Source organism: Pedobacter soli (genome assembly GCF_900101435.1).
Lineage (GTDB): Bacteria > Bacteroidota > Bacteroidia > Sphingobacteriales > Sphingobacteriaceae > Pedobacter > Pedobacter soli.
Map to the genome: position 1 here is coordinate 27,631 of NZ_FMZH01000002.1, position 23,087 is coordinate 50,717.

A 23,087-nucleotide genomic window follows, 5' to 3' on the forward strand; every position below is an offset into this window, starting at 1 on the left:
TATCAGAAAAGATTTAGCTACCCTGAGCACTCGGTGGTTCTCGACTCCATTGTACCCGATAGCTATCAGGTCCGTTCGAAATGACGACACATAGAGCTGATTCTGCCAGCTAAGCTCCTTTGTTTTTCCAAAGCGCACCCTTGAGGATGACAAGAGTTCAAGACCTGTAACAATAATATTGGTTTACGTTTAGTTAATATTTACTTAACTTGAAATAATTTAACACAGACTAAACTTGCGCCAAATTATTTTAAAATGGACACCAGACGAGAATTCCTCCGTAAATCTTTATTACTTTCAGGCACAACAGGTTTAGCTACTGTTATGCCAGCCTCTATACAACGTGCTTTAGCAATTGATCCGGCTGTTGGCAGTACATTTTTAGATGCCGAGCATGTGGTAATTCTGATGCAGGAGAATCGGTCTTTCGATCATACTTTTGGCACTTTACAAGGTGTACGTGGTTTTAACGATCCCCGGGCCATTACACTGCCCAATCAAAAACCAGTTTGGTTTCAAACAGATGCCACTGGAAGTACTTATGCACCATTTAGATTAAATATTAAAGATACTAAAGTTACCTGGATGGGCTCTTTGCCACATTCGCGTGCCAGCCAGGTCGATGCCAATAACAACGGTAAATACGATCAATGGCTAACAGCTAAAAAGTCGGGTAATAAGCTTTATGTCCACATGCCACTTACTTTGGGGCATTATATCCGCGAAGATCTTCCTTTTAATTATGCATTAGCTGATGCATTTACGATTTGTGATCAGAATTTTTGTTCGGCTATGACCAGTACCACGCCAAACCGTTCGTTTTTTTGGACGGGGAAAATTACCCACGAAGAAAACGGAATACCCAAAGCCAATATCCGGAATGATGATTTTGCCTATGGCAAACAGCCCTGGAAAACTTTTCCGGAACTGCTGGAAGAAAATCAGGTCAACTGGAAATTTTATCAGAACGAAACCAGCTGCGGCGGCGGTTTCAAAGGCGAAGAAAGAGCCTGGTTAGCTAATTTTGGTTGTAACCTGCTCGAGTTTTTTAAAGCCTACAATGTTAAATTCAAAGATAAATATATTGAAAGCCTGCAGGCTCAGGTAGAAACCTTGCCAGGTCAGATTAACAAGTTGCAGGAAGCGAGCCCATCAAGCGATGCCGCGGCGAAGAAGATCAAAGCCGATCTGGCCAATAAGATGAAAGCCTTAGATGATGCAGCTTCTGAACTGGAAAAATGGAGCAAGAAAAACTTTGAGCAGTTATCCGGTCACGAAAAACAGTTGTTTTACCGTGCTTTCGTTGTCAATAAAAATGATCCCGATTTCAGGAGCATTAGTTCCATTAAATATGATGATAACGGGCAAAGCCGTGAAGCAACTGTGCCCAAAGGAGATGTACTGCATCAGTTTAGGGACGATGTAAACAAGGGTAAACTACCCACTGTATCGTGGTTGGCTGGCCCCCAAAACTTTTCCGATCATCCGAGTGCACCCTGGTATGGTGCCTGGTACATTTCGGAAGTGATGGATATCTTGACCAAAAATCCTGAGGTTTGGAAAAAAACCATATTTATTGTTACCTATGATGAAAATGATGGTTACTATGACCACGTTCCACCATATTCGATTCCGGATGAAAATAAGCCAGAAACAGGGAGGGTATCCAAAGGAATTGATACGGAAATAGAACATGTACGCCTGGCCAACGAATTGAAACAAGGTGTACCCGAGAAGGGAGCGAGAGAGGCTCCGATTGGTTTGGGTTTCCGTGTACCCATGTTAATTGCCTCGCCTTGGAGCCGTGGTGGCAAGGTATGTTCGCAGCTTTTTGAGCATACTTCTACCTTACAGTTTTTAGAAGAGTTTGTAAATAAAAAATATAATAAGAATATCCACCTGGAAAACATCAGCCAGTGGCGCCGCACTATTTCAGGTAACCTGACATCAGCATTTACACCTTTCGATGCTAAATCGGAAAAACTGCCCTTCCTTAGCCGTGATACTTTTGTGGAAGGGATTTTTAATGCCAAATTTAAAGATGAACCAAAAGGTTTTAAGGCAATCACCGATCAGGAGATTAAGAGTGGCAGTACAGGCTTGATGTCTCAACAGGAAAAGGGAATCCGTAAATCTTGTGCTTTGCCTTATCAATTGGCAGTGAATGGAAGACTTAATACGGATCAAAAAGCCTTTCAGATTAAAATGTCAAGCAGCGATCAGCTGTTTGGTAGTAAGGCTGTAGGTGCTCCGTTTACGGTTTATGCACCAGGTAAATTTAAGGCTGCTGGAGGAGGTGAAGAAATTTGCAGAAACTGGTCGTTTGCAGTTAAGGTAAATGATGAGTTGCAATACGACTGGCCATTGGCTTCATTTGATAATAACCAGTATCACCTGCGGTTAAATGGGCCAAATGGCTTTTATCGGGAATTTATGGGTTCGGTGAACGATCCTTTATTAACCATTACTGCCGAAAATGATGTAAACCGACTGACAAAAGCTGCGACCGGGAACATTAAATTGTTAATTAAAAATTCGGGGAAAGATACGCTAAAGGTTTTGATAAAGGATTTGGGCTATAAATTCAACAATGTAGAAAAAAACATTGCCTCTGGCGAAGAAGCAACATTTGTTTTAGATTTAAAATCGAGCTATGGCTGGTATGATTTTGAAGTTAAAACCAGCGGTCGTCTATTTATGCAGCGCTTTGCCGGCAGGATAGAAACAGGTAAAGAAGGTTATACCGATCCGGCTATGGGGAAAGCGATTTAACGGTCACGTTATACAATCAAATCGTTATGAAAAAAGCATAAAGTAAAAATAGGCGATACCTTGTCAGAAATTACAGAGAAGTTCGAGGGAGCAACTTTTCAGAGCATAAGATTTGACAATAACCTGAACAAGGCTGAGTTGAAAGCTGGAATGATTCTGAAGATCAGTAAATGATAAGATTTGGCTTGAAAAAATAATTCGCCTATTGTTATTCAGTCAGATTAATTCTGTACTAAATTGGTGTGGTTCATAAATCGAATGTCATTTGTGAAATCTCTTTTGTAATTTTACAAAATGGATCAACTTCTCCAAACTTACGACAATACAGTAACCGAGTATAAAAAAATTATTTCAGATAGTTTTAATGTTGATGACTTTCGGGAGTACAACGAGATCCTTTTCTCTGCGCATAGCTGTGCCGTAGAGGGCAATTCTTTTACAGTTGATGAGACAAGGGAATTAAGAGAGAAAGGGATGAGCCTTAAACTCCAAAACCATTCGCTTTTTGAAGCTTTCGAAATCTTAGACCATTTTAATGCATATGAATTTGTTTTTGACAATCTTGATAGGCCTTTGACAGAACTCTTTGTAAAACAAACTCAGGAATTGCTTACCAGAAATACAATTAAATTCGCAAAAGGATATGAACCTGGGGAATATACAAGGACCCAGATGGCAGCTGGGGACACAGTTTTTGGGGATTTCGAGATCAGTATTAAAAGAATGCCTCAGCTAATGCAGTCTACTGAGGAGGCAATTCTCAAATCAAGTTTGCATCCATTGGAAATCAGTGCGCGTTTCCACAAGTTTTTTATCTATCTCCACCCATTCCCAGATGGCAATGGTCGAGTGGGTAGGTTAATATCCAATTATATTTTAGCTAGATTGTCACAGCCCCATGTGATTGTCACAGCGGCAGATAAACCAGCTTACATTAATGCACTCAAACTTTCAGAAAAATATAGAGATACCAGTATTTTGACAAACTATTTTGCAGAATTGAGCATAAAACGCATGCAATCAGAGATTGATCAAAAAAGAAACCTCACTAATAATTTTGAGATGAATTTCCAACCACGTAAAAGAGGGAGGTAGATTTGCTACCACATTTGTAAGGTTTAGGATTTTATCACAGCTTTCTTAGCTTAAATATTGGTGGCGTACAGCCTTTACTATAGCGTCTTAACTAAATAACAGGTTTTTACATCACTAACCTTAATGGTATCCGGCCTATGAACTACAGGTTCGCTGATTTTTTGAAGTTCTGAGGATAAAGATCCTCTAAGTTTTTATGGTTTGTTGACATTATGTTTTCCAATATATGTTTTAACCACTCGAAAGGGTTCACTCGATTTTTTTACAGATAGCAAAGAATGAGTAGATCATCGCTGCACGCTGTGCTGCTTCATGGCTTCCTGCGAAGAGGTAGTTTTTTCGTCCGAGTGCAACAGGACGAATAGCATTTTCGACAAGATTATTGTCTATGTGTAGATTTCCATCATATAGGTATGCTGACAGCGCATCCCATCTGGCGTATACATAGGCCATTGCTTTTCCGATCTGGCTCTTAGGGAGTGTGTTTTTTATTTCCTCAAATATCCATTTTCCAAGCTCGTTGATAACCGATAGGGATTCGGCTAAACGGCATTCTTTTGTCTGTTCAGCATTCAGTTTAGCGTCTTTGACCCGACGTTCAACGGCATATAGTTGCTGTATCATCAACAGGGCTTTTTGTGCTCTTGCTTGATCATTATCCAATGCTTTTTCAAACTCACGACGGGCGTGCGCCCAACAAGCCAGATGTGTTACCTCTTTCTTTTTACCATATTTTTCATACACTCCATAGCCGTCTGTCTGGAGATACCCCTTGAAGGTCCCCAATATTGGTACAGCGGCGATGCCACCACGGGTAGGACTATAATCAAATAAAACGGTTCCCTCCAATGGAGCGTGGTACACCCAATAGTAGCCCTGATGGGTAGCACCTTTTTTATCGCTGTCCAATACTTTTATTGGGGTTTCATCAACCTGTAAATAACCGTGTGATTTGGTCTGGAAGACTAGTTGTTCATAGAGTGGTTCCAGTTTCTCCAGCGCTTGTCTGGTCCATCCTTCGATGGTTGAGGAAGCTATCTGTATATTTTCTCTGGCAAAGATTTGTTTCTGTCGGTATAGCGGGAGATGATCTTGATATTTCCCGGTAAGAATCATTGCAAGCAGGCCCGCTCCAGGGATTCCCTTGTCAATTACACGCTCAGGAAGCTCGGCAATGGCCACAGCAGATTTATCTTTGGCAGCATATTTATAGCGGATGTAACGTTTGATATAGAACTTTGCAGGTTCGCATTCTAATTCTTCCGTAATTTCTTTACCGATACAAACCATTTGGGATAGATCCCCTTCGGGATGTATTTCAATCTCTTCCATAGGAAGGTGTGCAGGCAATTTAGCACGTCCCTTATGGTTAGGACGTTTACGGACATACTCGATTTTTTCTTTGATTTCTTCCTGTTGCTGCTCTATTTTAGCAGACTCCACATTAAAAGGGAGCATAGTCTGATCAGGATCGCCTTCAAAGCGCTCACGCTTCTGTCCGAACTGCATACGTTTGTACATCGCAAGTTGGGACTCCAGGTAATCTATCTTTTCATCACGGCTGGAAATGACCTTGATAAGGTCCTCTTTTGAGAGATTTTCCAGCGCTTTTTCCATAGCGTAAATATACGAAAAATCGGCCTTTACCCTATAATAAACCGCTTTTAAGTCAAATAAAAACGTCTTTTCTGAATGCTTTTTACAACCTGTACCCTTCAATCATTAGTACCAGATCACTCCAGGACATCTCGTTATTTTTTGTATGTGGTGACACGAAAGTACCACTTTCCAAACGTTTGTAATACAATACAAAGCCTCCCTTTTCCCAATGCAAAAGCTTCACGTGTGTACGGCTACGGTTTAGGAACACAAACACCTCTCCACTAGTAGCCTGCCGCTGCATCCTTGAACCGATTAATCCACAAAGTCCATCAAAAGACTTCCGCATGTCGCAAAAACCATCATAAAGATAAAACCTATGCGATGAGCCTAACGAAAACATCAGTATAAACGAACCAATTGAGAGAGAAGACCAAGGTCATTTCCTACCTTAATGCGTACACCATTGGGATAGATAATTTCAACATCACGGTGTTTACCTGCTTTATCTTTATCGATGGTTAGAAAACCAACAGCGGATTTATCGCTTTCTTTAATTCGGGAAATCCAATAATAAAACTTGGCCTCATCAACCCCGTTTTCAGCACAATATGCCTTCTTGCTTTTTCCACTCTGCTGCCAGTCTGCTATCATCGATAACATATAGTCTTTTCTTTCTTGTATGCTCATCCAACAAAGATCGAAACTAGATGAACGTTAAAAAACATGTACTTGGTAGGACGGATACAACCCTTAATAAAGAACTTAGATAGCCTTTTTGATCAATTGTTAAGTGTTTTTTTTTTATTAAATATTTTTCAATACTTGTACCTATTGAACTTCCAATATAGGAGACTTCTAAAGAGTGAGTTAAACGTGTTCTTATAAAATCACTTTGTTCTAATGGAAATACTTTGTTTTTATCTTGTAAGCGCCTTACTGGAGAGCTTGAAATCAACCTTCCATAATCTTGTTCAAAGATATTTCTTCCATCCGAATCGATTGTAGCACTTCGATTTCTGAAAGTATTATTGCATAAAAGTTTTTACCATTTTTCAAGAGACATGAGCGGTTTGTTTAGATATTGAAAGCATTATTTAAGTTGTTTACCAAAGATTAAGTATTGTTAATGTTATTTTCAAAAAGAATATAAATTAACGATCATTTTTTTTTGGCTGTTTTAGTTTTTGAAGAAACGATTTTTTTTAAATGAATAGAATTTATCGTTTTCTTAAAAGGTCATTTTTTTCTTTTTCACTTGCAAGAAGGCGCTCGTATAGCTCGATGATCTTTTCAAGTGGGTTTATTGTGCACAAGTAATTGTTGTTATTTGAACTACTGTCTGTAAAAGTATTTCCAATAATATTAAACACAGCCTCTTCGTTAAAATTTCTTATTGCTTCAGTAGGTAATCCGAAGGCAGCAGCAATTTTCTCTAATGTCGAATCTTCTATTTCTGAACTTTGCTCCAATTTGCTGATAGTCTGTTGACTAACTCCCAATTCCATGGCCAAGGTCTCCTGTTTCATGCCTCTTAGTTCACGGATTCTGGAGACTTTACGACCTAAATGCATACGTGTGTTTTTTTCTGAGGTTTCCATATCCAAATATATCTTTTTTTTTGATGGTAAAAAACAACCGGCTTGTTGTCTTTTACCCCACTGATTGGTTCGCTACTCGAAATCTCAAACCGAAATTAGAGTAAACTCAAATCCCAGATTATGAATGTAGAAACCATCAACCAAAGCAAAATTAGCCCAGATAGGCTAATATCTTTCGCAGAAACATTGGTTTACAAGTTCAAGCCAATGCAGATCTATCTGTTTTCAAAAATTGTAAAAACTAACACTGAAGAAGGATGCTTCACACCAAAGGTCAATAGAGAAAAGGTCCATTATTTTTTGATGATGATCATGGAAGGCCCAACCCGTAATGAACACGAGGTTCAGGATTTTTGCAGGGTGAAGTTTGGCTATGGAAAAATAACAATTCTATCGCATAGCCTCGAGACCGTTCAAGAAAGTGCCAGAAAAAATAACAGATTTTTTATCAGTATACTGAACAATGGTAAACCGCTTTATGACCATACCGGATTTGTCAAACCAAAAGACAATCTTCCGTTCGATCCCAGTCAAAATTTGGAAAAAGCAGAAAGGCATTATAGCCATCGGATCAGATTGGCACAGGGCTTTCTAGACGGAGCCGAGAATAGTTATGGTAGCGGGCATTATTCCGTAGCAGTCTTCATGGTGCATCAGGTTATTGAGCAATGTACGATAGGACTTATTAGGGTTAATCTTGGGTACCGCTCCGACATTCATAACTTAGGCAGGCAACTAGACTTATGCCAGTGCTTTTCTGCGAAACCATCAGAAATATTCAGGACTTCCAATGAAGATCTCCGGCTCTTCGAAATATTGCTGCGAAGCTACTCACAGGCAAGGTATAAGGATAATTTTAAGATCGATCAGGAAGATGCGGATAAGCTGGTAACAAAAGCCTATGCTTTCTTTGAGCTGACCAAGAAAATCTGCATGGATAAAATAGAGCAGTTTAAGGCCGAAAATGCCCTGTTGAAAGAAAGAGAGGTAAGTTTTGAATAACAACATTGTTGAAATCCCCGAACATAGGTTTTTCATGCTTCCCTTTGAATGTGGAACACAGCAACTGACAAGAAGTACTCTCCATTCACATTCTGAATTCAGGAAGCCCAGACGAACCTATCTTTATGTTGCAACCAGACTGATTTCAATTTTAAATAATATCCTAACTTTCTCGGTAAACATTGAAAACGAAAATGAAGAAAAGGTATATTTAAAGGTTACACAGACACATCTCCTGGTAAGCTGCAGTGTAGATACCGATAAGACTTATCTGAGTAGGTACGCATATTTCCTTCTGGATAAATACCTGAATTTTTATCCGGCAAAGGATATGGATAATTTCTACTGGCCGGATTTTTTTGATGCTACAGGAAAATCGAAATTTCTTGAAATTGAAAATAAGGGAAATACCTTTGAGATAAAACTGAGAACCAAATACCAGTTTTTTTATAAACCGGGCCTTGCGCTTCCGCTAATTTCAGGTAAATATTGGGTCAGAAGGAGTGAGGTTCAAGGATGTTCTGTAGCCAGTAAACATAAAAACCAAACTGAGGTAACTGCATATTGCGTTCTGGATCCTTTAAGCCTCCATATACAAAATCAGGATAACAAAGAGCTGACGCTATTAATTCCAATAAAGATCACACTCAATAAGGATCAAAGATCCTTCAAATCCATGTTACGTTATATGAACCCAAGTAACAGTTATGAATTAACCGTAGAGGATGATGATCAATACTTGCTAAATAATATATGTAAAGAGATGTGGAAAAACACGCTGTTTTTCCAGAACAAAAATGCCAAGACAGGAATACTATCAAAAAAATATATTGAGAGAAACCTCACCCAATTCAAATTATGGGAACAGGCTTTTCCCTTGGTATCCGGACAGAAGTTTGTCTATTATCAGCCCATATATGGCCTACGTTATATAAAGGGAAAACCGACCAAAAAAGATATCAGTTCCTGTGAATTTTCACCGGAAATACCAACGCTTAAATTTTTTCTGAAAGATAAAGGCGATTACTACACGCTAGAAATCAAGTTTTCGGTCAACGAAAAGATCTTCAATTTCGCCAGTCATCTTACAACGCATTACTTTGCTGCCTCCGATATCGATCCAAAAAGATTTTACCTTCTTGGATCACCGGAAGACGCGGAACTTGTCAGTTTTTTCGCAAGAATAAACTTCAGCCTGCCTGTTTTGAAGAAACACTACCATAGTCACTTTAAGGTTTTCACTGACAAGATACGAAGGCTTTATGGAATCAAGAATGATAAGCTAAAGCTGCCTGCATAGTCTGACTACCGTTTTATAAATCACATTCGATATGTTTTATTCCGTAGAAGCAAAAAATAAGAAAAAACAGGTAAGGGAAAGGAGCTAGGTTTTGCAGGCCGAAAATGCGCGCTGGGGAATTGGATCAATCGTCCTGATATTATTGGCACCTGCTAGCGTGTATTTGTTCTTGCCTGTTTCTTTCTTTGGCGGTTGCGCGCGTTAATCGCTTCGTCATCAATATCATCCTGGATATCTATATCCAGAGAAAATACATAGCTATTTTCCATCTGGACAAGATCAGTTTGACTTTGATAGATTTCTTGCAACGTTTCTGTACCTGCCTGTACTTTTTTGATATTAGTTGCTGCCGATTCCAACTGTTCTTCCTGAACTTTCATCTCCATGCGCTCTTTAAGCGTGCCGTTCTTCCATGTATTGGAGTAAGCTATTGTTTCAGTCAGCTGTCTATTAAAACCAAACAAATCATCAAATAAATTTTCACCACTCTGTTTAAAGGCTACGCGGTCAAACTGGCCCATTTTCTTTGAGTGCTCGGCATTCTTTCCGCATGAAGTATTCTGGGGGACTGAGCTTGATTTTATTGGTGGCGTCTTTCCGGCTGACAATAATCTGCAGATGTATCTGGTCACCAGGTCTACGGTCCCTCTTTTTTTAAAGCTTTATTTGACTTCGGGATCATTATAGCAGTAATAACGATAGTTTTCCAGTTTGCCAAACCAGACAAGACCACAATAGCTTTCAACCCCTTTCCTTTTGAAATTCTGTGCATAAGCATCCATTACGCGAACGGCAAATGCTTTCAGCTGATCTTTCACACCATCTTCACGGTACTGCCGCTTTAAAAATGCTATTTCCTTCTGACTGGGACTGATATTTATCAAAAAGAATTTTGCATCATCCCTGCCCAATTTAGCAATATTATGGATACGGTTCTCTTTTTCCAGATAGTGAACCAGACCACTGCTGCTGGCTTTATTATTCGCCTGTTTATTGTCTGCGATTTTGATAAATATACAACTGGATTTAATTATCTATAATAACCTGATCTGTTCTTTGTTAAGGGCAATAAGATCTTCTTCTTCCCTGGCAGAAGTCATCATGCCGAACGAATCCCTTGACCTGATAAAGCTATCTAAAATGAAAGTAAACTGTGCTTTCAGGGCCTGCTTGCTGTTAAGGTTATTAAGTATCGTATTCAGTGTGCCGTCGTGAATTTACTTATCGTTTTGTCCGATACTGAAAAATGTTTACAGTTTTTTAGGCTGGTAAAAACTAACAATTGTAACCCTTATATGAGTTGACAAATATAAAAAAACTGCAACTAATCCGAAAAATTATACGGACTATGGTTTACATGGGCCTCCTTTGTGCTTTTTTGCTTTGTTAGATAAAAAAGCAGGTGAAAATTACCTTTCATAATTACTTACTTAGCGTGAAACAAAAATAAGATTGCAAGTTTCACTTATCAAGATGTTTACTGTGTAAACTGGTTGTTCTTCAGTTAGTTGTCTGAAATTAGGTGCGTAGTGCCTCCTAATTTTATTACACACCGAATACACACTTTTTTATTGTGCTTTGATGCTTTTGTAGTTTGATGTTAATGAAAAACCTGCAAATAGTTGATTTGTAGGTTTTTGAAATCATTTGATATTGATTGTTGTAGCCCTTCTTGTTACGTCAACTCAATTTTTTACTAAGTTCGGATTGAACTTTTTTGGGCGGCTTTTTATTTTATGCCTCGTGAAAAGAATTGTACCTTTGCGCCGTCACTAATAAGTTACGTAATGAGTAAAACCACTAGAAAGCAAGATGCGCTTGATTATCACGCACAAGGCCGTCCGGGAAAAATACAGGTAATTCCAACAAAACCTACAAATTCGCAGAGAGATTTAACCCTTGCGTATTCACCGGGAGTAGCCGAACCTTGCTTGCAAATAGCAGAAAATACAGAAGATGTTTATAAGTACACCGCAAAAGGAAACCTTGTTGCGGTAATCAGTAATGGTACAGCCGTTTTAGGCTTGGGCGATATTGGTCCTGAAGCCGGAAAACCGGTAATGGAAGGTAAAGGTTTACTTTTCAAAATCTTTGCCGATATCGACGTATTCGATTTAGAGCTGGATACCAAAAATGTTGATGATTTTGTAAAAATCGTTAAAGCTTTAGAGCCAACCTTTGGTGGCGTAAACCTCGAAGATATTAAAGCACCAGAATGTTTCGAAATCGAACGCCGTTTAAAGGAAGAGATGAACATTCCGGTAATGCACGACGACCAGCACGGTACAGCCATTATTTCGGCAGCAGCTTTATTAAATGCCTGCGAAATCATCAAGAAAAAAATGGATAAAATTAAAATTGTAGTTAATGGTGCTGGTGCCGCTGCAATTTCTTGTACCAAATTATACGTTTCTTTAGGCGCTAAAAAAGAGAATATCGTGATGTGCGACCGTTCTGGCGTAATCCGCAAAGACCGCGCATCGCTTGACGAGATTAAAGCAGAGTTTGCTACCGACAGAAAAATCAACACTTTAGAAGAAGCCATGAAAGATTCGGATGTTTTCATTGGTCTTTCTTCTGCCGATTGTGTGAGTGTAGATATGCTGAACTCGATGGCTAAAAACCCGATCGTTTTCGCCATGTCGAACCCAAATCCGGAAATTGCTTACGATCTGGCTATTAAAACCCGTAAAGATATCATTATGGCTACCGGCCGTTCTGATTATCCGAACCAGGTAAACAACGTTTTAGGTTTCCCTTATATTTTCCGTGGAGCGCTTGACGTACGTGCAACCAGCATTAACGAGCCCATGAAAATTGCTGCGGTTAAAGCAATTGCCGAGCTGGCTAAAAAATCGGTTCCAGAATCGGTAAACCTGGCTTACAACGCTCGTAACCTTAAATTTGGTAAAGATTATATCATTCCAAAACCTGTCGATTTCAGGTTAATTACCGAGGTTTCTACCGCAGTAGCCAAAGCAGCTATCGAAAGTGGTGTTGCCCGTAAAATCATTACCGATTGGGATGCCTATGCCGAAGAACTGAGAAAACGTTTAGGCTTGGATGATGCCATTATGCGCGCCATTACCACCAAAGCCAAAACCGATCCGAAACGTGTGGTTTTTGCCGAAGCAGATAACTATAAAATCTTAAAGGCAGCACAAATCGTTAACGACGAAAATATTGCTATTCCAATCCTTTTAGGAAATAAAGATAAAATACAAGCCATTATTGATGAACATGGTCTGGAGCTTGAGGGCGTAGAGATCATTGATCAGATGCAAAACCCTGATAAGACCAAACAATATGCCGAGGCACTTTACAAAAAACGTCAGCGTAAAGGTGTTTCTTTAACCGATGCCACTAAATTGTTGAGAGACCGTAATTATTATGGTGCATCGATGGTGGAATTTGGCGAAGCTGATGCCATGATTTCTGGTTTAACCAAAAATTACGGATCGACCATTAAGCCTGCATTACACGTAATTGGCGTTGATCCAAGTGTAAAACGTGTGGCTGGTATGTACATGATGATGACCAAAAAAGGCCCGGTTTTCTTTGGCGATACCACTGTAAATGTTGATCCAACGGCCGAAGAACTGGTAGATATTACCTTATTACTGGATAAATCGGTTAAACAGTTTAACATCAAACCACGTATTGCTTTATTATCTTATTCGAACTTTGGTTCAAACGATGGGGTAACACCAAATAAAGTAAGAGAAACGGTAAATCTTTTGCATAAAAATCACCCCGATGTTGTGGTTGATGGCGAGATGCAGGGAAACTTTGCCATTAACAACGAATTATTGAAAGATAATTTCCCTTTCAGCACCCTGGCTGATGCGCCTGCAAATACTTTGGTGTTCCCGAATTTAGAGTCTGGTAACATTGCATACAAATTGTTACAAGAGCTGGGTGGGGCAGAGGCGGTTGGACCTATTTTATTGGGTTTAAACAAACCTGTTCATATTGTTCAGTTAGGAAGTTCGGTGCGGGAGATCGTAAATATGGTTACTATTGCAGTAGTAGATGTCCAGGCCAAAGAAGAAATTGCCGGAACTTCGAAACGAAAAGGTATATTTACAAAAACAACTAAGAAGTAAGCATTACATGTACGCCTATATCGACGGTAAATTGACATTTAAAAACCCAGCTTATGTTGTGGTAGAGGCCGGAGGTATAGGCTATCATATCAATATTTCATTAAATACTTACAGCGCTTTGGGCGATGCAGAAAGGTGTAAAATTTATACCTGGCTGCATGTAAAAGAAGATGCACATACATTATACGGCTTCGCCGATGAAGGCGAACGCCGTTTATTTTTACACCTGATTTCGGTATCAGGGATCGGACCAAATACCGGAAGGATGATTTTATCATCCATCACACCTGTTGAAATTCAAACGGCCATTATAAAGGCCGATTTGCCACTAATTCAACGCATTAAGGGACTGGGCGCGAAAACAGCACAGCGTCTGGTATTAGAATTACAGGACAAATTAAAAAAAGAAGGCGCAGATTCATTAATTTCTATGCCTTTACACAATACTGTTAAAGATGAAGCGTTATCAGCATTGGTAATGCTCGGATTTGCCAAACAAACCGCCGAAAAAACTATAGATCAGATATTAAAAGTGAGTGAGGGAACACTTTCGGTTGAACAACTAATTAAACATGCCTTGAAAACCTTATAAGATCTAACGCCTTTGAAGAGAATATCTACCTTTCTGTTTCTCATCCCACTTTTATTAATTGCTACTCAAAACGCCTTCTCTCAAGTTGTTCCAAGCAAAACGGATACTGTTGTTAAAAAAAATAACTTCAGTTTACGCGAAAAGGAACGATTAGGCCTTGGGCCATCTGTTAATCCGTTTTATCCTGCGCCCAGTAATTTAAGGCGTGTGGTAGAATACGATGCTAAAAACAAACGCTATATCATAAAAGAGCTGATTGGCGAGCAATTTGTACTCAATACCCAATATTTAACTATCGATGAGTATCAGCGCCTCGTAGACAGTGAAATTAAACGTGGCAACTGGCGCAGTATTTCTAATGCCGAAGTGAGCGATTACCGGAGTACCGGGATTATTCCGCAGATACAGGTAAACAGCAAAGCCTTCGAAAAATTATTTGGCGGTACTACTATTGATATTCAGCCACGCGGCGAGGCCGAACTTACTTTTTTGGGCCGCGTAAATAAAAATGAAAACCCGCTTTTTAACGAAAGGCAAAGGGTACAAACCAATTTTGATTTTAACCAGAGGATTCAGATGGATCTGGTTGGAAATATCGGAACAAAACTGAAAATCAAGAGTAATTACAATACCGAAGCCCAGTTCGACTTCGAAAACCAGATTAAACTCGATTATACCGGTGGCAAGGATGACATTATCCAGAAAATTGAAGCCGGTAACGTAAGTTTGCCTTTAAATACTTCTTTAATTACGGGTACACAGGCCCTTTTTGGTATTAAAACCCAGCTAAAATTCGGGCGTTTAAATGTAACAAGTGTTTACACGCAACAAAAATCCGAATCGCGCGAAATTAAAATTACCAATGGGGCGCAGCAAAATACCACGACAGTAAATATCGATAGCTACGAGGCCAATAAGCACTATTTCCTTTCGCAGTATTTCAGAAATAATTACAATAAAAACCTGGCCAACGCCCCGATTATTACATCACCGATCCAGATTACTAAAATTGAGGTATGGATTACCAATAAGGCCGGTAATACTGCCGATTCGCGAGATGTTTTGGGTTTACTGGATTTGGGTGAAAATACACCATACAACAACCTAATTACCGGAGGTACCTCTGGTTTACCTGCAGGAACTACGGCTACAGGTTTTGCACAGCAATCGAACAACTTGCTGGCGCAAATAAATGCTTATCAGGGTGGCGCCATCAGGCAAACCAATTCTAACGCGGTTATTTCTTTCTTCCAGTCAAGTCCACCCTACATGGCCGGTACCGATAACTTTGCCAAATTAACCTACGCAAGGAGATTAACCGAAAGAGAATTTACCTTTCAGCCGCAATTAGGCTATTTATCGTTAAATAATCCGCTCAATGCTGATGAAGTTTTAACAGTTGCCTACCGTTATACTTATAATGGAGTAGAGTATCAGGTGGGTGAGTTTTCTACCGATGTGCCTTTCGATGCTGCTAACCCAAAAGTACTTTATACCAAATTATTAAAGAACGAAACCAACAAAATTTCGCTGCCAACCTGGGATTTGATGATGAAAAACATCTATTCAATAGGTGGGTATCAGATCAGCAGTCAGAATTTTAAACTGGATATTTACCGTATCGACAACCAAACCGGTGTTGATAATCCGGTAATGACTGAGGGCCAGAATACAGCCAATAAACAATGGATTGCCTTAACCGAGTTTGATCGTTTAAACCAGCAAAATGAACGTAAACCCGATGGAGTTTTCGATTTTGTGGCGGCAAATAACGCTTTTGGTGCTTATTCTACTGCCAGCAATGCCAATACGCCTAGCTTATTCGGAACCGGCAGTAACGGTCAAACCTCACTGGTAACCAATACCAACACCGGCTATATTACCATCGACCCGGCAAACGGAAGAATTATATTCCCGGTAATTGAACCTTTTGGAAAGGATTTAGCCGCAAGATTTTTGCCAAGCGAGCAGGCTTTGATTGATAAATATACTTTTACGGCGCTTTACGATTCGACACAAACCATTGCCAAACAATTGTTCCAAAACCAGAACCGTTACGTCATTAAAGTTAATTACCAGTCTGATATTTCTTCTGAATTTAGTTTAAATGCCATCAACGTTCCAGAAGGATCGGTAAAGGTGTTTGCAGGTACCATGCCTTTAACCGAAGGGGTAGATTTTACTGTAGATTATCAGGGTGGTCGCGTGAGCGTAATTAACCAGGCACTTTTGATTTCCGGACAGCCTATTCGCATTACAACTGAGAATAATGAGCTCTTTGGTTTACAGCAACGTTCGCTTTTTGGTACGCGTTTAGATTATCGCGTAAACAACAAACTGAATTTGGGTGGTACCATTATGAACCTGACCGAAAAGCCGCTTACGCAAAAGGTAAATATAGGCGAAGAACCCATTTCGAATACCATTTGGGGGGCCGATATCAACTATAGTTCACCGTCACGGTTTTTAACCAAACTGGTTGATAAAATTCCGCTTATCTCTACCAAAGCACCATCAAGTGTTACTTTTTATGGCGAGTTCGCGCAACTAATTCCGGGTCACCCGAGGGCGCTGAATTTTGCCGGTAGTAAAAACGGGGTGAGTTATCTGGATGATTTTGAAGCATCGCGTTCGGTTATCGATTTAAAAAGCGCCATTGCGTGGCAATTGTCCGGTACGCCGCAGTTATTCCAGGAGTACGACCGGTCTAACGATCTTTCGTATGGTTACAACCGGGCAAGGGTAGCCTTTTATAATATCGACCCGACTTTTTACAATTCTGCTGCTTCAACAACGCCTGCTAATATCAGAAATAACCGGGCCGAACTTTCTAACCACTATGTTAGGGAAGTAATCGAGCAGGAGGTTTTTCCATTCAAAGAAACGGCAACCGGACAGGCATTGAATATTACCACCTTCGATGTGGCCTACTATCCAACCGTTAGGGGGCCGTACAACTTCCGTACTACTGGCTTTAAACCTGATGGATCATTACTGCAACCACAAAATAACTGGGCAGGTTTTCAGCGGAAAATCGAAACCAACGATTTCGAAGCCTTAAACGTGGGCTTTATTGAGCTTTGGATGATGGATCCTTTTATCTACAAACCAAATTCAAGCGGGGGTGATATCTATTTCAACCTTGGAAACATTTCGGAAGATATTCTGAAAGATGGCAGAAAATCGTTAGAGAACGGTTTGCCTGCTACGAACGATCCGACTAAATATGATGAAACCGTTTGGGGTCGTGTACCCAAACTACAACCCGTGGTGCAGGCTTTTGATAACAATCCCGATTCGCGTAAAGCACAGGATGTTGGTTTAGATGGTTTATCAGATGCAGATGAGAAAACAAAATTCGCTGCCGAAATTAATCAAATTAAATCGCAATTAAATGCTAACGCAGCCGCCACATTAGATGCCGACCCGGCTTCAGATAACTATGCTTATTTCAGAGGTCCGGCTTTAGATCAGATTAATGCCGGAATTTTAAAGCGCTACGAAAGATATAACGGTACTGAAGGCAACTCAAAAACTTCGCAGCAATCGCAGGCCGAACTTGGATTGGAAAATTCGGCTTCGACCTCTTTGCCTGATGGTGAGGATATCAACCGCGATAATAACATGACGCAAAGTGATGAGTATTTCCAGTACAAAGTTTCTATACGTCCGGGCGATTTAAATGTAGGCCAGAATTTTATTACCGATAAAGTAACCTCGCAGGTTAGATTGGCGAATGGTAATACCCAGGCAGTAACCTGGTACCAGTTCCGGATTCCAATTGGGCAGTACCAGCAAAAAGTTGGCGGTATTCAGGATTTTAAATCCATTCGTTTCTTCAGGATGTTTATGACTAACTTCGCCGATACAGCGGTAATGCGTTTTGCAAAATTGCAGTTAATCCGTGGCGAATGGCGCGAATATAATGCATCCAACCAGGCTGCTCAGGTAATTGTCGATCCGGCATTACCAGCTTTAACCCCTGATAATTCAACAATTGAGGTATCCACTGTAAACATCGAAGAAAACGGTAAACGTTCACCTATTCCTTATGTTACCCCTCCGGGCATTCTGCGCGAGCGCGATTACAGCAACTACCGCGGCGATACCCGACTAAATGAACAATCATTGTCGGTAACCGTAAAATCGTTAAGAGATGGTTATGGCCGTGCAGCATTTAAAACTGCTTATAGCGATTTCAGGTCTTATAAACACTTAGAAATGTTTGTGCATGCCGAGGCTGTTAACAATCAGTTGTTAAATGATGGTGATGTGGCTGCCTTTTTAAGGATCGGAACTGATAATCAGGATAACTATTACGAATATGTTATGCCATTAAAGGTAACCACACCAGGCACCAGCGATCCGGATGCCATTTGGCCTGAAGCCAATAGGATGGATATCGATTTAACACTTTTCCAAAATGCTAAACTTGCCCGTAACGTGGCTAAACAAGCTAACGGACAACCGTGGCCAATAAACGTACCATTTACTTATACTGATGGTGCGAGAACCATTGTGGTTAAAGGACAGCCCGATATGAGTAAAGTTCGCGTTTACATGGTGGGTATTAAAAATCCTTTGCGTTTGGCTAACGATGTAGGTAATGACGACGGACAGGATAAAAATGCCCTGGTTTGGTTTAATGAGCTACGGTTAACCGAATTTGATGAAAAAGGTGGATGGGCAGCTACCGGAAGGTTAAACCTGAAACTGGCCGATTTTGCCGACGTAAATATTTCAGGTAGCAAATCTACTATTGGTTTCGGTTCAATTGATTCGAAAGTAAGCGAGCGTAACCGTGCCGATAATGTATTGCTTGATGTATCGTCGGCGATGGAACTCGGAAAATTCCTGCCACAAAAATCGGGTGTTAAAATCCCCATGTTTGTAAGTTATTCTAAACAGGTATCAACACCGCAGTATAATCCAAGAACGCCGGATATTGAACTTAAAAATGCTTTAGACCGGTCGACTAAAGAGCAAAAAGATTCGATTTTAAATTTTGCCCAGGATTATACCATCAGAAGGGGGATTAACTTTACCAATGTTCGAAAAGAGCGTACCAATAACAGCAAGCCTGTAAGGTTATGGGATATCGAAAACTTCTCGGCGAGTTATGCTTATACCCAGTATAATCACCGCGATTTTATTAATCAGAGCAGTATTCAGAATACTTACAGGGCGTCATTGCAATACAGTTATTCGAGAGAAGCCAAAACCATAGCGCCATTCGAAAAGATTATAAAATCGAACATGCTGGCATTATTGAAAGATTTTAATTTCAGTATTTTCCCAAGTGCCATTAACTTCAGGATTGACGTAGACCGTTTATATGCTGAAAATACATTAAGAAATAACGACCCGAACAATACTTTGGGTGTTTACCAAACCGGCTACGGAACCACTTTTAATAAAAACTTTACCATGAGCAGGGTTTATGGTATTGCCTGGAACCTTACCCGTTCATTACAGTTAGATTTTAATGCCACCAACTACTCAATTATTGATGAACCGGACGGTAGAATTGAAGGTTTAAAACGCGATACCGTTTGGGAAAACTTAAAACGTTTAGGCCGTACAACCGATTATAACCACAATTTAAACGTTACCTATAACTTGCCGATTGACAAGATTCCGGGCTTAAACTGGATTACCGTTAAAACCCGTTACGGAACCAACTTTAACTGGCAAACCGAGCCTTTGGCAACCCTGCGCGATCCAAATATCAATTTAGGTAATACCGTACAAAACAGCCGTACCGTACAGGTTAATCCAACATTAAACTTAACTACGCTGTACAATAAATTTGGCTTTATCCGTAATGCCGGTAACGATGATAACGGAAATAAGGCGAAGAATTTTTTCATCAACCTTTTAACCAGTGTAAAAAATGTTAATGCCAGCTTTGTGCAAACCAAGGGTATTTTCTTGCCTGGTTATTTGCCAACCACCAGATATTTTGGTATCGATAATGCCACAGGAGCACCTGGTTTAGGCTTTGCTTTTGGTAGTCAGCGCGATATACGCGAAATGGCTTTAAACAATGGTTGGTTAACTACCGATACTTTGCAAACCCAGTTATATGTAAATACGCTTCGCGAAGATTTACAGTTAACCGGTCAGGTAGAACCATTTAAAGATTTACGGATTACCTTGAAAGCAAACAAGGCACAAACCCGCAATTTCTCGACCAATTTCAGGTATGTTGCCAGCGTATCATCGTTCGAAAATCTGAGCGCAATTACTACCGGCGATTACAGCATTTCTTACATTGCTTTGGGTACTGCATTTAAAGAAAATAATGCCACCAGGGTTTCTGGCCTGTTCCAGCAGTTTATGAATAACCGCAGTGTGATTTCGAGAAGATTGGGTGCACAAAATCCAAATTCTTCTGGTAATAACGGAGGCTTTGCCGATGGTTATAGCAAAGAGAGCCAGGATGTAATTATTTCAGCCTTTATGGCTGCTTACGCTGGTAAAGATGCCGGTAAGGTTAAAATGAATTCTTTCCCTAAAATTCCGCTTCCAAACTGGAACTTAACCTACAGCGGTTTAACGCGCATTCCTTTTATTGCCGATAAATTTTCGTCGGTTGATATCAGACATGGATACCGCTCTGCTTACAACATTAATGGCTATAACTCATTATTGCGTTATCAGGAAACTAATGGTGCTGTGAGCAGCAGGGATGTAAACAATAACTTTTTGCCACAATATCAGTTTGCACAGGTAACCATCTCCGAATATTTTGCACCACTGGTTGGGGTTGATACCAGGTTTAAAAATAACCTGACAGCTTCTTTTGAGTTAAACCGCTCACGTTTGTTAGGCTTAAGTTTATCGAACAGCCAGTTGGCCCAGCTATCAGAAAACAATATGGTGTTAGGCCTGGGTTACCGGACCAATAAATTCCGTTTCCCGTTTGGCTGGTTTAAGAGTTTAAAAATGGATAACAACATGGATTTTAAACTCGATGTATCCATTCGCGATAATAAAACGGTTATTTACCGCGCCGATATTACCGAAGCTGAAGTTTCATCAGGAGCGAAAAATATTACGCTTAGGCCAAGTGTAGATTATGTGTTAAACCAGAAGTTTAATATCAAGTTGTTTTACGATTCGAACATTACCAAACCTTATACCTCGCAAACCTTTAATACTTCGTTCAGTAATTTTGGTTTTAGTTTAAGGTTTACATTGAATTAATCTATTTCCATTACATCAAAAAGCCTCAGTTACTTTTTGATAACTGAGGCTTTTTTGGCAGTTAGATTAGCTGCAGATGGCGAAATGCTATTGATCACTTGAAGGCTTTAAGTGATTATCGTGCTTTTCATTTGACAGGTTCCAAAAATAATGCTTAACTGGTACAGATGATATTTTGCTAAACACATAGGCAGTGATGAACATTGGAGTGTAACTGAATAAAATATGGTCGAAATCCATGAAGAAGATACTTTTGCTTGCAACCAGATAAAATAGAAAGATCACAATAGAATGCGCTATAGGCCTGTCGTTAATAAATCTTTTATAACCCAATTTTTCTGTCAGGTAGCTACTAAGTGTAATAAATATCGCAATAATCCCCACAAAGATAAATACATGATTAAAAGGAATGTTAAACGTGAAATTGTAATTTGCTGGTTTGATCAGCATGATCAAGCCGATATAGGTAAATCCGATAGCCATAGTAAGCGGAACAGCAACGAGCAAGGTGCCGAGGCATACTTTTAGGGTATAAATAATGGAAGGTTTCATATTGAGGGTTAATTTACATTTCAATATACGTATTATTTCTGAGTTTAATATTAATCGGCTGCACTAACGGCAACATTCAACTTTTCTGATAAGTTAATTTTTCAGCCATTGCGAATGGATAAACTAAATTGTATTTTTGAAGCGCAAACAGTACCAAATATTTAAATATTTGCTTTGGTATGTTGGCTTACGGAGATTAAAAAATAAATAACTTATTTTCAAAACATATAGAATAATGAATTTTCCATCAGAATTAAAGTACACTAAAGACCACGAGTGGGTTAGAGTTGAAGGTAACGAAGCTTATATTGGCGTAACTGATTTTGCACAACGCGAATTGGGCGATATCGTTTATGTTGATATCAACACTGTAGGTAATGAAGTAGCTAAAGAAGAAGTTTTCGGTACTGTTGAGGCCGTTAAAACTGTATCTGATTTATATATGCCGGTTACCGGAACAGTATTGGAAGTTAATGCCGAATTAAATGATAATCCGGAGCTGGTTAACTCTGATCCTTATGGTGATGGCTGGATGGTAAAAGTATCTTTAGCAGATGCTTCAGAAGTAGAAGGCTTGCTTACTGCTGCTGCTTACCAGGAATTAGTAGGCGCTTAATTCGTCATATTTTGTACAAAGCACTAAAAAGACAAATATGGGCCATTATCTGGACCGTTGTTATTTTAGTGCTTTGTAATATCAGGATGCCCGACTCCTCAGGTTCGGGATTTTTCTTTGAAGGCTTTGATAAAATGACCCACCTGGGTTTTTTCTTTGTTTTATCGGTGCTGCTCTTTTATGGGAAAATAAGATATCAGCATACTTTCGCTTTCAGAACATTAACAATTTTTAAAATACTCCTGATTAATGCCCTTATTGGTGGCGCAATAGAAATGTTGCAATGGAAAGTTTTTACCTATCGCTCTGCCGAATGGTGGGATTTTGCCTGTGATATATTAGGTTCGTTAATGGCCGTTTTCAGTTATGTACTGCTCCATAAATTAAATTTCAATGAAAAACACGAAAGTTAGTATTATCTGCATTATTTTAACCATCGGTTTAAGCGGCTGTGGCATTTTTAAAAAGAATTGTAACTGCCCTAAAGTATACTATAGAAGTTACCCTTCGCATCAAAAATAACATTATCAAATCGCCTTCCCCTTTTTAGATTTGATGTACAGTATATTTGCTGTATTTAAAATGTTACCAAGCTTTTAACACTCCTTAACAAACCTTTAAGCTTTTACCTAGTCTGATAGCT

Annotated in this window: 15 protein-coding genes and 1 pseudogene; 9 read left to right on the forward strand and 7 right to left on the reverse strand. The window is 39.6% G+C overall.

All coding sequences use genetic code 11. The annotated features are described in order from the left end of the window. Nucleotides 1-255 precede the first annotated feature (255 nt). Both BLR37_RS04045 and BLR37_RS04055 read left to right on the forward strand, forming a co-directional pair. Nucleotides 256-2,772, forward strand: coding sequence for a phosphocholine-specific phospholipase C (locus BLR37_RS04045; protein ID WP_090764969.1), 2,517 nt, complete (start codon nucleotides 256-258; stop codon nucleotides 2,770-2,772). 294 nt (nucleotides 2,773-3,066) lie between these two features. Beyond that, nucleotides 3,067-3,867 carry a Fic family protein gene (locus tag BLR37_RS04055; protein WP_090764975.1) on the forward strand — a complete coding sequence of 267 codons (801 nt, stop codon included), beginning with the start codon at nucleotides 3,067-3,069 and terminating at the stop codon, nucleotides 3,865-3,867. A gap of 142 nt (nucleotides 3,868-4,009) precedes the next feature. Here BLR37_RS04055 and tnpC read toward each other — a convergent pair. The 4 genes and pseudogenes from tnpC to BLR37_RS04075 all read right to left on the reverse strand — a co-directional run bounded on the left by tnpC (nucleotide 4,010) and on the right by BLR37_RS04075 (nucleotide 7,067). Then, a pseudogene (gene tnpC / locus BLR37_RS04060) lies at nucleotides 4,010-5,484 on the reverse strand (IS66 family transposase). An 82-nt stretch (nucleotides 5,485-5,566) separates the two neighbouring features. Then, nucleotides 5,567-5,869 (reverse strand): IS66 family insertion sequence element accessory protein TnpB, encoded by a 303-nt coding sequence (tnpB, locus tag BLR37_RS25715; protein ID WP_090764978.1) that lies wholly within the window; start codon nucleotides 5,867-5,869, stop codon nucleotides 5,567-5,569. Continuing rightward, nucleotides 5,869-6,156, reverse strand: a complete 288-nt coding sequence (tnpA, locus tag BLR37_RS04070; RefSeq protein ID WP_244154590.1) for an IS66 family insertion sequence element accessory protein TnpA — start codon at nucleotides 6,154-6,156, stop codon at nucleotides 5,869-5,871. Before tnpA ends, tnpB begins: the two co-directional genes overlap by 1 nt. 530 nt (nucleotides 6,157-6,686) lie before the next feature. After that, the gene (locus BLR37_RS04075; RefSeq protein WP_090764981.1) at nucleotides 6,687-7,067 is read right to left on the reverse strand and encodes a helix-turn-helix domain-containing protein; all 381 of its coding nucleotides are present in this window, start codon (nucleotides 7,065-7,067) and stop codon (nucleotides 6,687-6,689) included. Between the two features lie 120 nt (nucleotides 7,068-7,187). On the opposite strand from BLR37_RS04075, the gene BLR37_RS04080 reads away from it, so the two are divergent. Together BLR37_RS04080 and BLR37_RS04085 are read left to right on the forward strand one after the other, a co-directional pair. Next, on the forward strand, nucleotides 7,188-8,069 hold the full coding sequence (locus BLR37_RS04080) for a HEPN domain-containing protein (RefSeq protein ID WP_090764984.1): 882 nt from the start codon (nucleotides 7,188-7,190) through the stop codon (nucleotides 8,067-8,069). Then, entirely contained in the window at nucleotides 8,062-9,369 is a 1,308-nt protein-coding gene (locus tag BLR37_RS04085; RefSeq protein WP_143009531.1) for a hypothetical protein, read from the forward strand. The genes BLR37_RS04080 and BLR37_RS04085 overlap by 8 nt, the downstream gene beginning before the upstream one ends. A 152-nt stretch (nucleotides 9,370-9,521) precedes the next feature. Here the strand turns inward: BLR37_RS04085 and BLR37_RS25720 are convergent, their stop codons facing one another. Both BLR37_RS25720 and BLR37_RS25725 read right to left on the reverse strand, forming a co-directional pair. Continuing rightward, nucleotides 9,522-9,977 (reverse strand): DUF5712 family protein, encoded by a 456-nt coding sequence (locus tag BLR37_RS25720; protein WP_425262013.1) that lies wholly within the window; start codon nucleotides 9,975-9,977, stop codon nucleotides 9,522-9,524. A 54-nt stretch (nucleotides 9,978-10,031) separates the two neighbouring features. After that, the gene (locus BLR37_RS25725) at nucleotides 10,032-10,403 is read right to left on the reverse strand and encodes a DUF5712 family protein (protein WP_425262015.1); all 372 of its coding nucleotides are present in this window, start codon (nucleotides 10,401-10,403) and stop codon (nucleotides 10,032-10,034) included. Between the two features lie 753 nt (nucleotides 10,404-11,156). Between BLR37_RS25725 and BLR37_RS04095 the strand changes: the two genes are divergently transcribed. From BLR37_RS04095 to sov, 3 genes are read left to right on the forward strand one after another with little or no spacing between them, the layout of a single operon-like run. Further along, the gene (locus BLR37_RS04095) at nucleotides 11,157-13,475 is read left to right on the forward strand and encodes an NADP-dependent malic enzyme (protein WP_090764990.1); all 2,319 of its coding nucleotides are present in this window, start codon (nucleotides 11,157-11,159) and stop codon (nucleotides 13,473-13,475) included. A gap of 7 nt (nucleotides 13,476-13,482) precedes the next feature. Next, nucleotides 13,483-14,067: a Holliday junction branch migration protein RuvA gene (gene ruvA / locus BLR37_RS04100; protein WP_090764993.1), complete on the forward strand. Its 585-nt coding sequence runs from the start codon at nucleotides 13,483-13,485 to the stop codon at nucleotides 14,065-14,067. 12 nt (nucleotides 14,068-14,079) lie between these two features. Continuing rightward, nucleotides 14,080-21,276 carry a T9SS outer membrane translocon Sov/SprA gene (gene sov / locus BLR37_RS04105; protein ID WP_090764996.1) on the forward strand — a complete coding sequence of 2,399 codons (7,197 nt, stop codon included), beginning with the start codon at nucleotides 14,080-14,082 and terminating at the stop codon, nucleotides 21,274-21,276. Between the two features lie 87 nt (nucleotides 21,277-21,363). Here the strand turns inward: sov and BLR37_RS04110 are convergent, their stop codons facing one another. Further along, nucleotides 21,364-21,828 carry a hypothetical protein gene (locus tag BLR37_RS04110; RefSeq protein ID WP_090764998.1) on the reverse strand — a complete coding sequence of 155 codons (465 nt, stop codon included), beginning with the start codon at nucleotides 21,826-21,828 and terminating at the stop codon, nucleotides 21,364-21,366. A 235-nt stretch (nucleotides 21,829-22,063) separates the two neighbouring features. Between BLR37_RS04110 and gcvH the strand changes: the two genes are divergently transcribed. Further along, on the forward strand, nucleotides 22,064-22,444 hold the full coding sequence (gene gcvH / locus BLR37_RS04115; protein ID WP_090765001.1) for a glycine cleavage system protein GcvH: 381 nt from the start codon (nucleotides 22,064-22,066) through the stop codon (nucleotides 22,442-22,444). An 11-nt stretch (nucleotides 22,445-22,455) separates the two neighbouring features. Beyond that, nucleotides 22,456-22,857 carry a VanZ family protein gene (locus tag BLR37_RS04120; RefSeq protein WP_090765003.1) on the forward strand — a complete coding sequence of 134 codons (402 nt, stop codon included), beginning with the start codon at nucleotides 22,456-22,458 and terminating at the stop codon, nucleotides 22,855-22,857. Nucleotides 22,858-23,087: the final 230 nt, after the last annotated feature.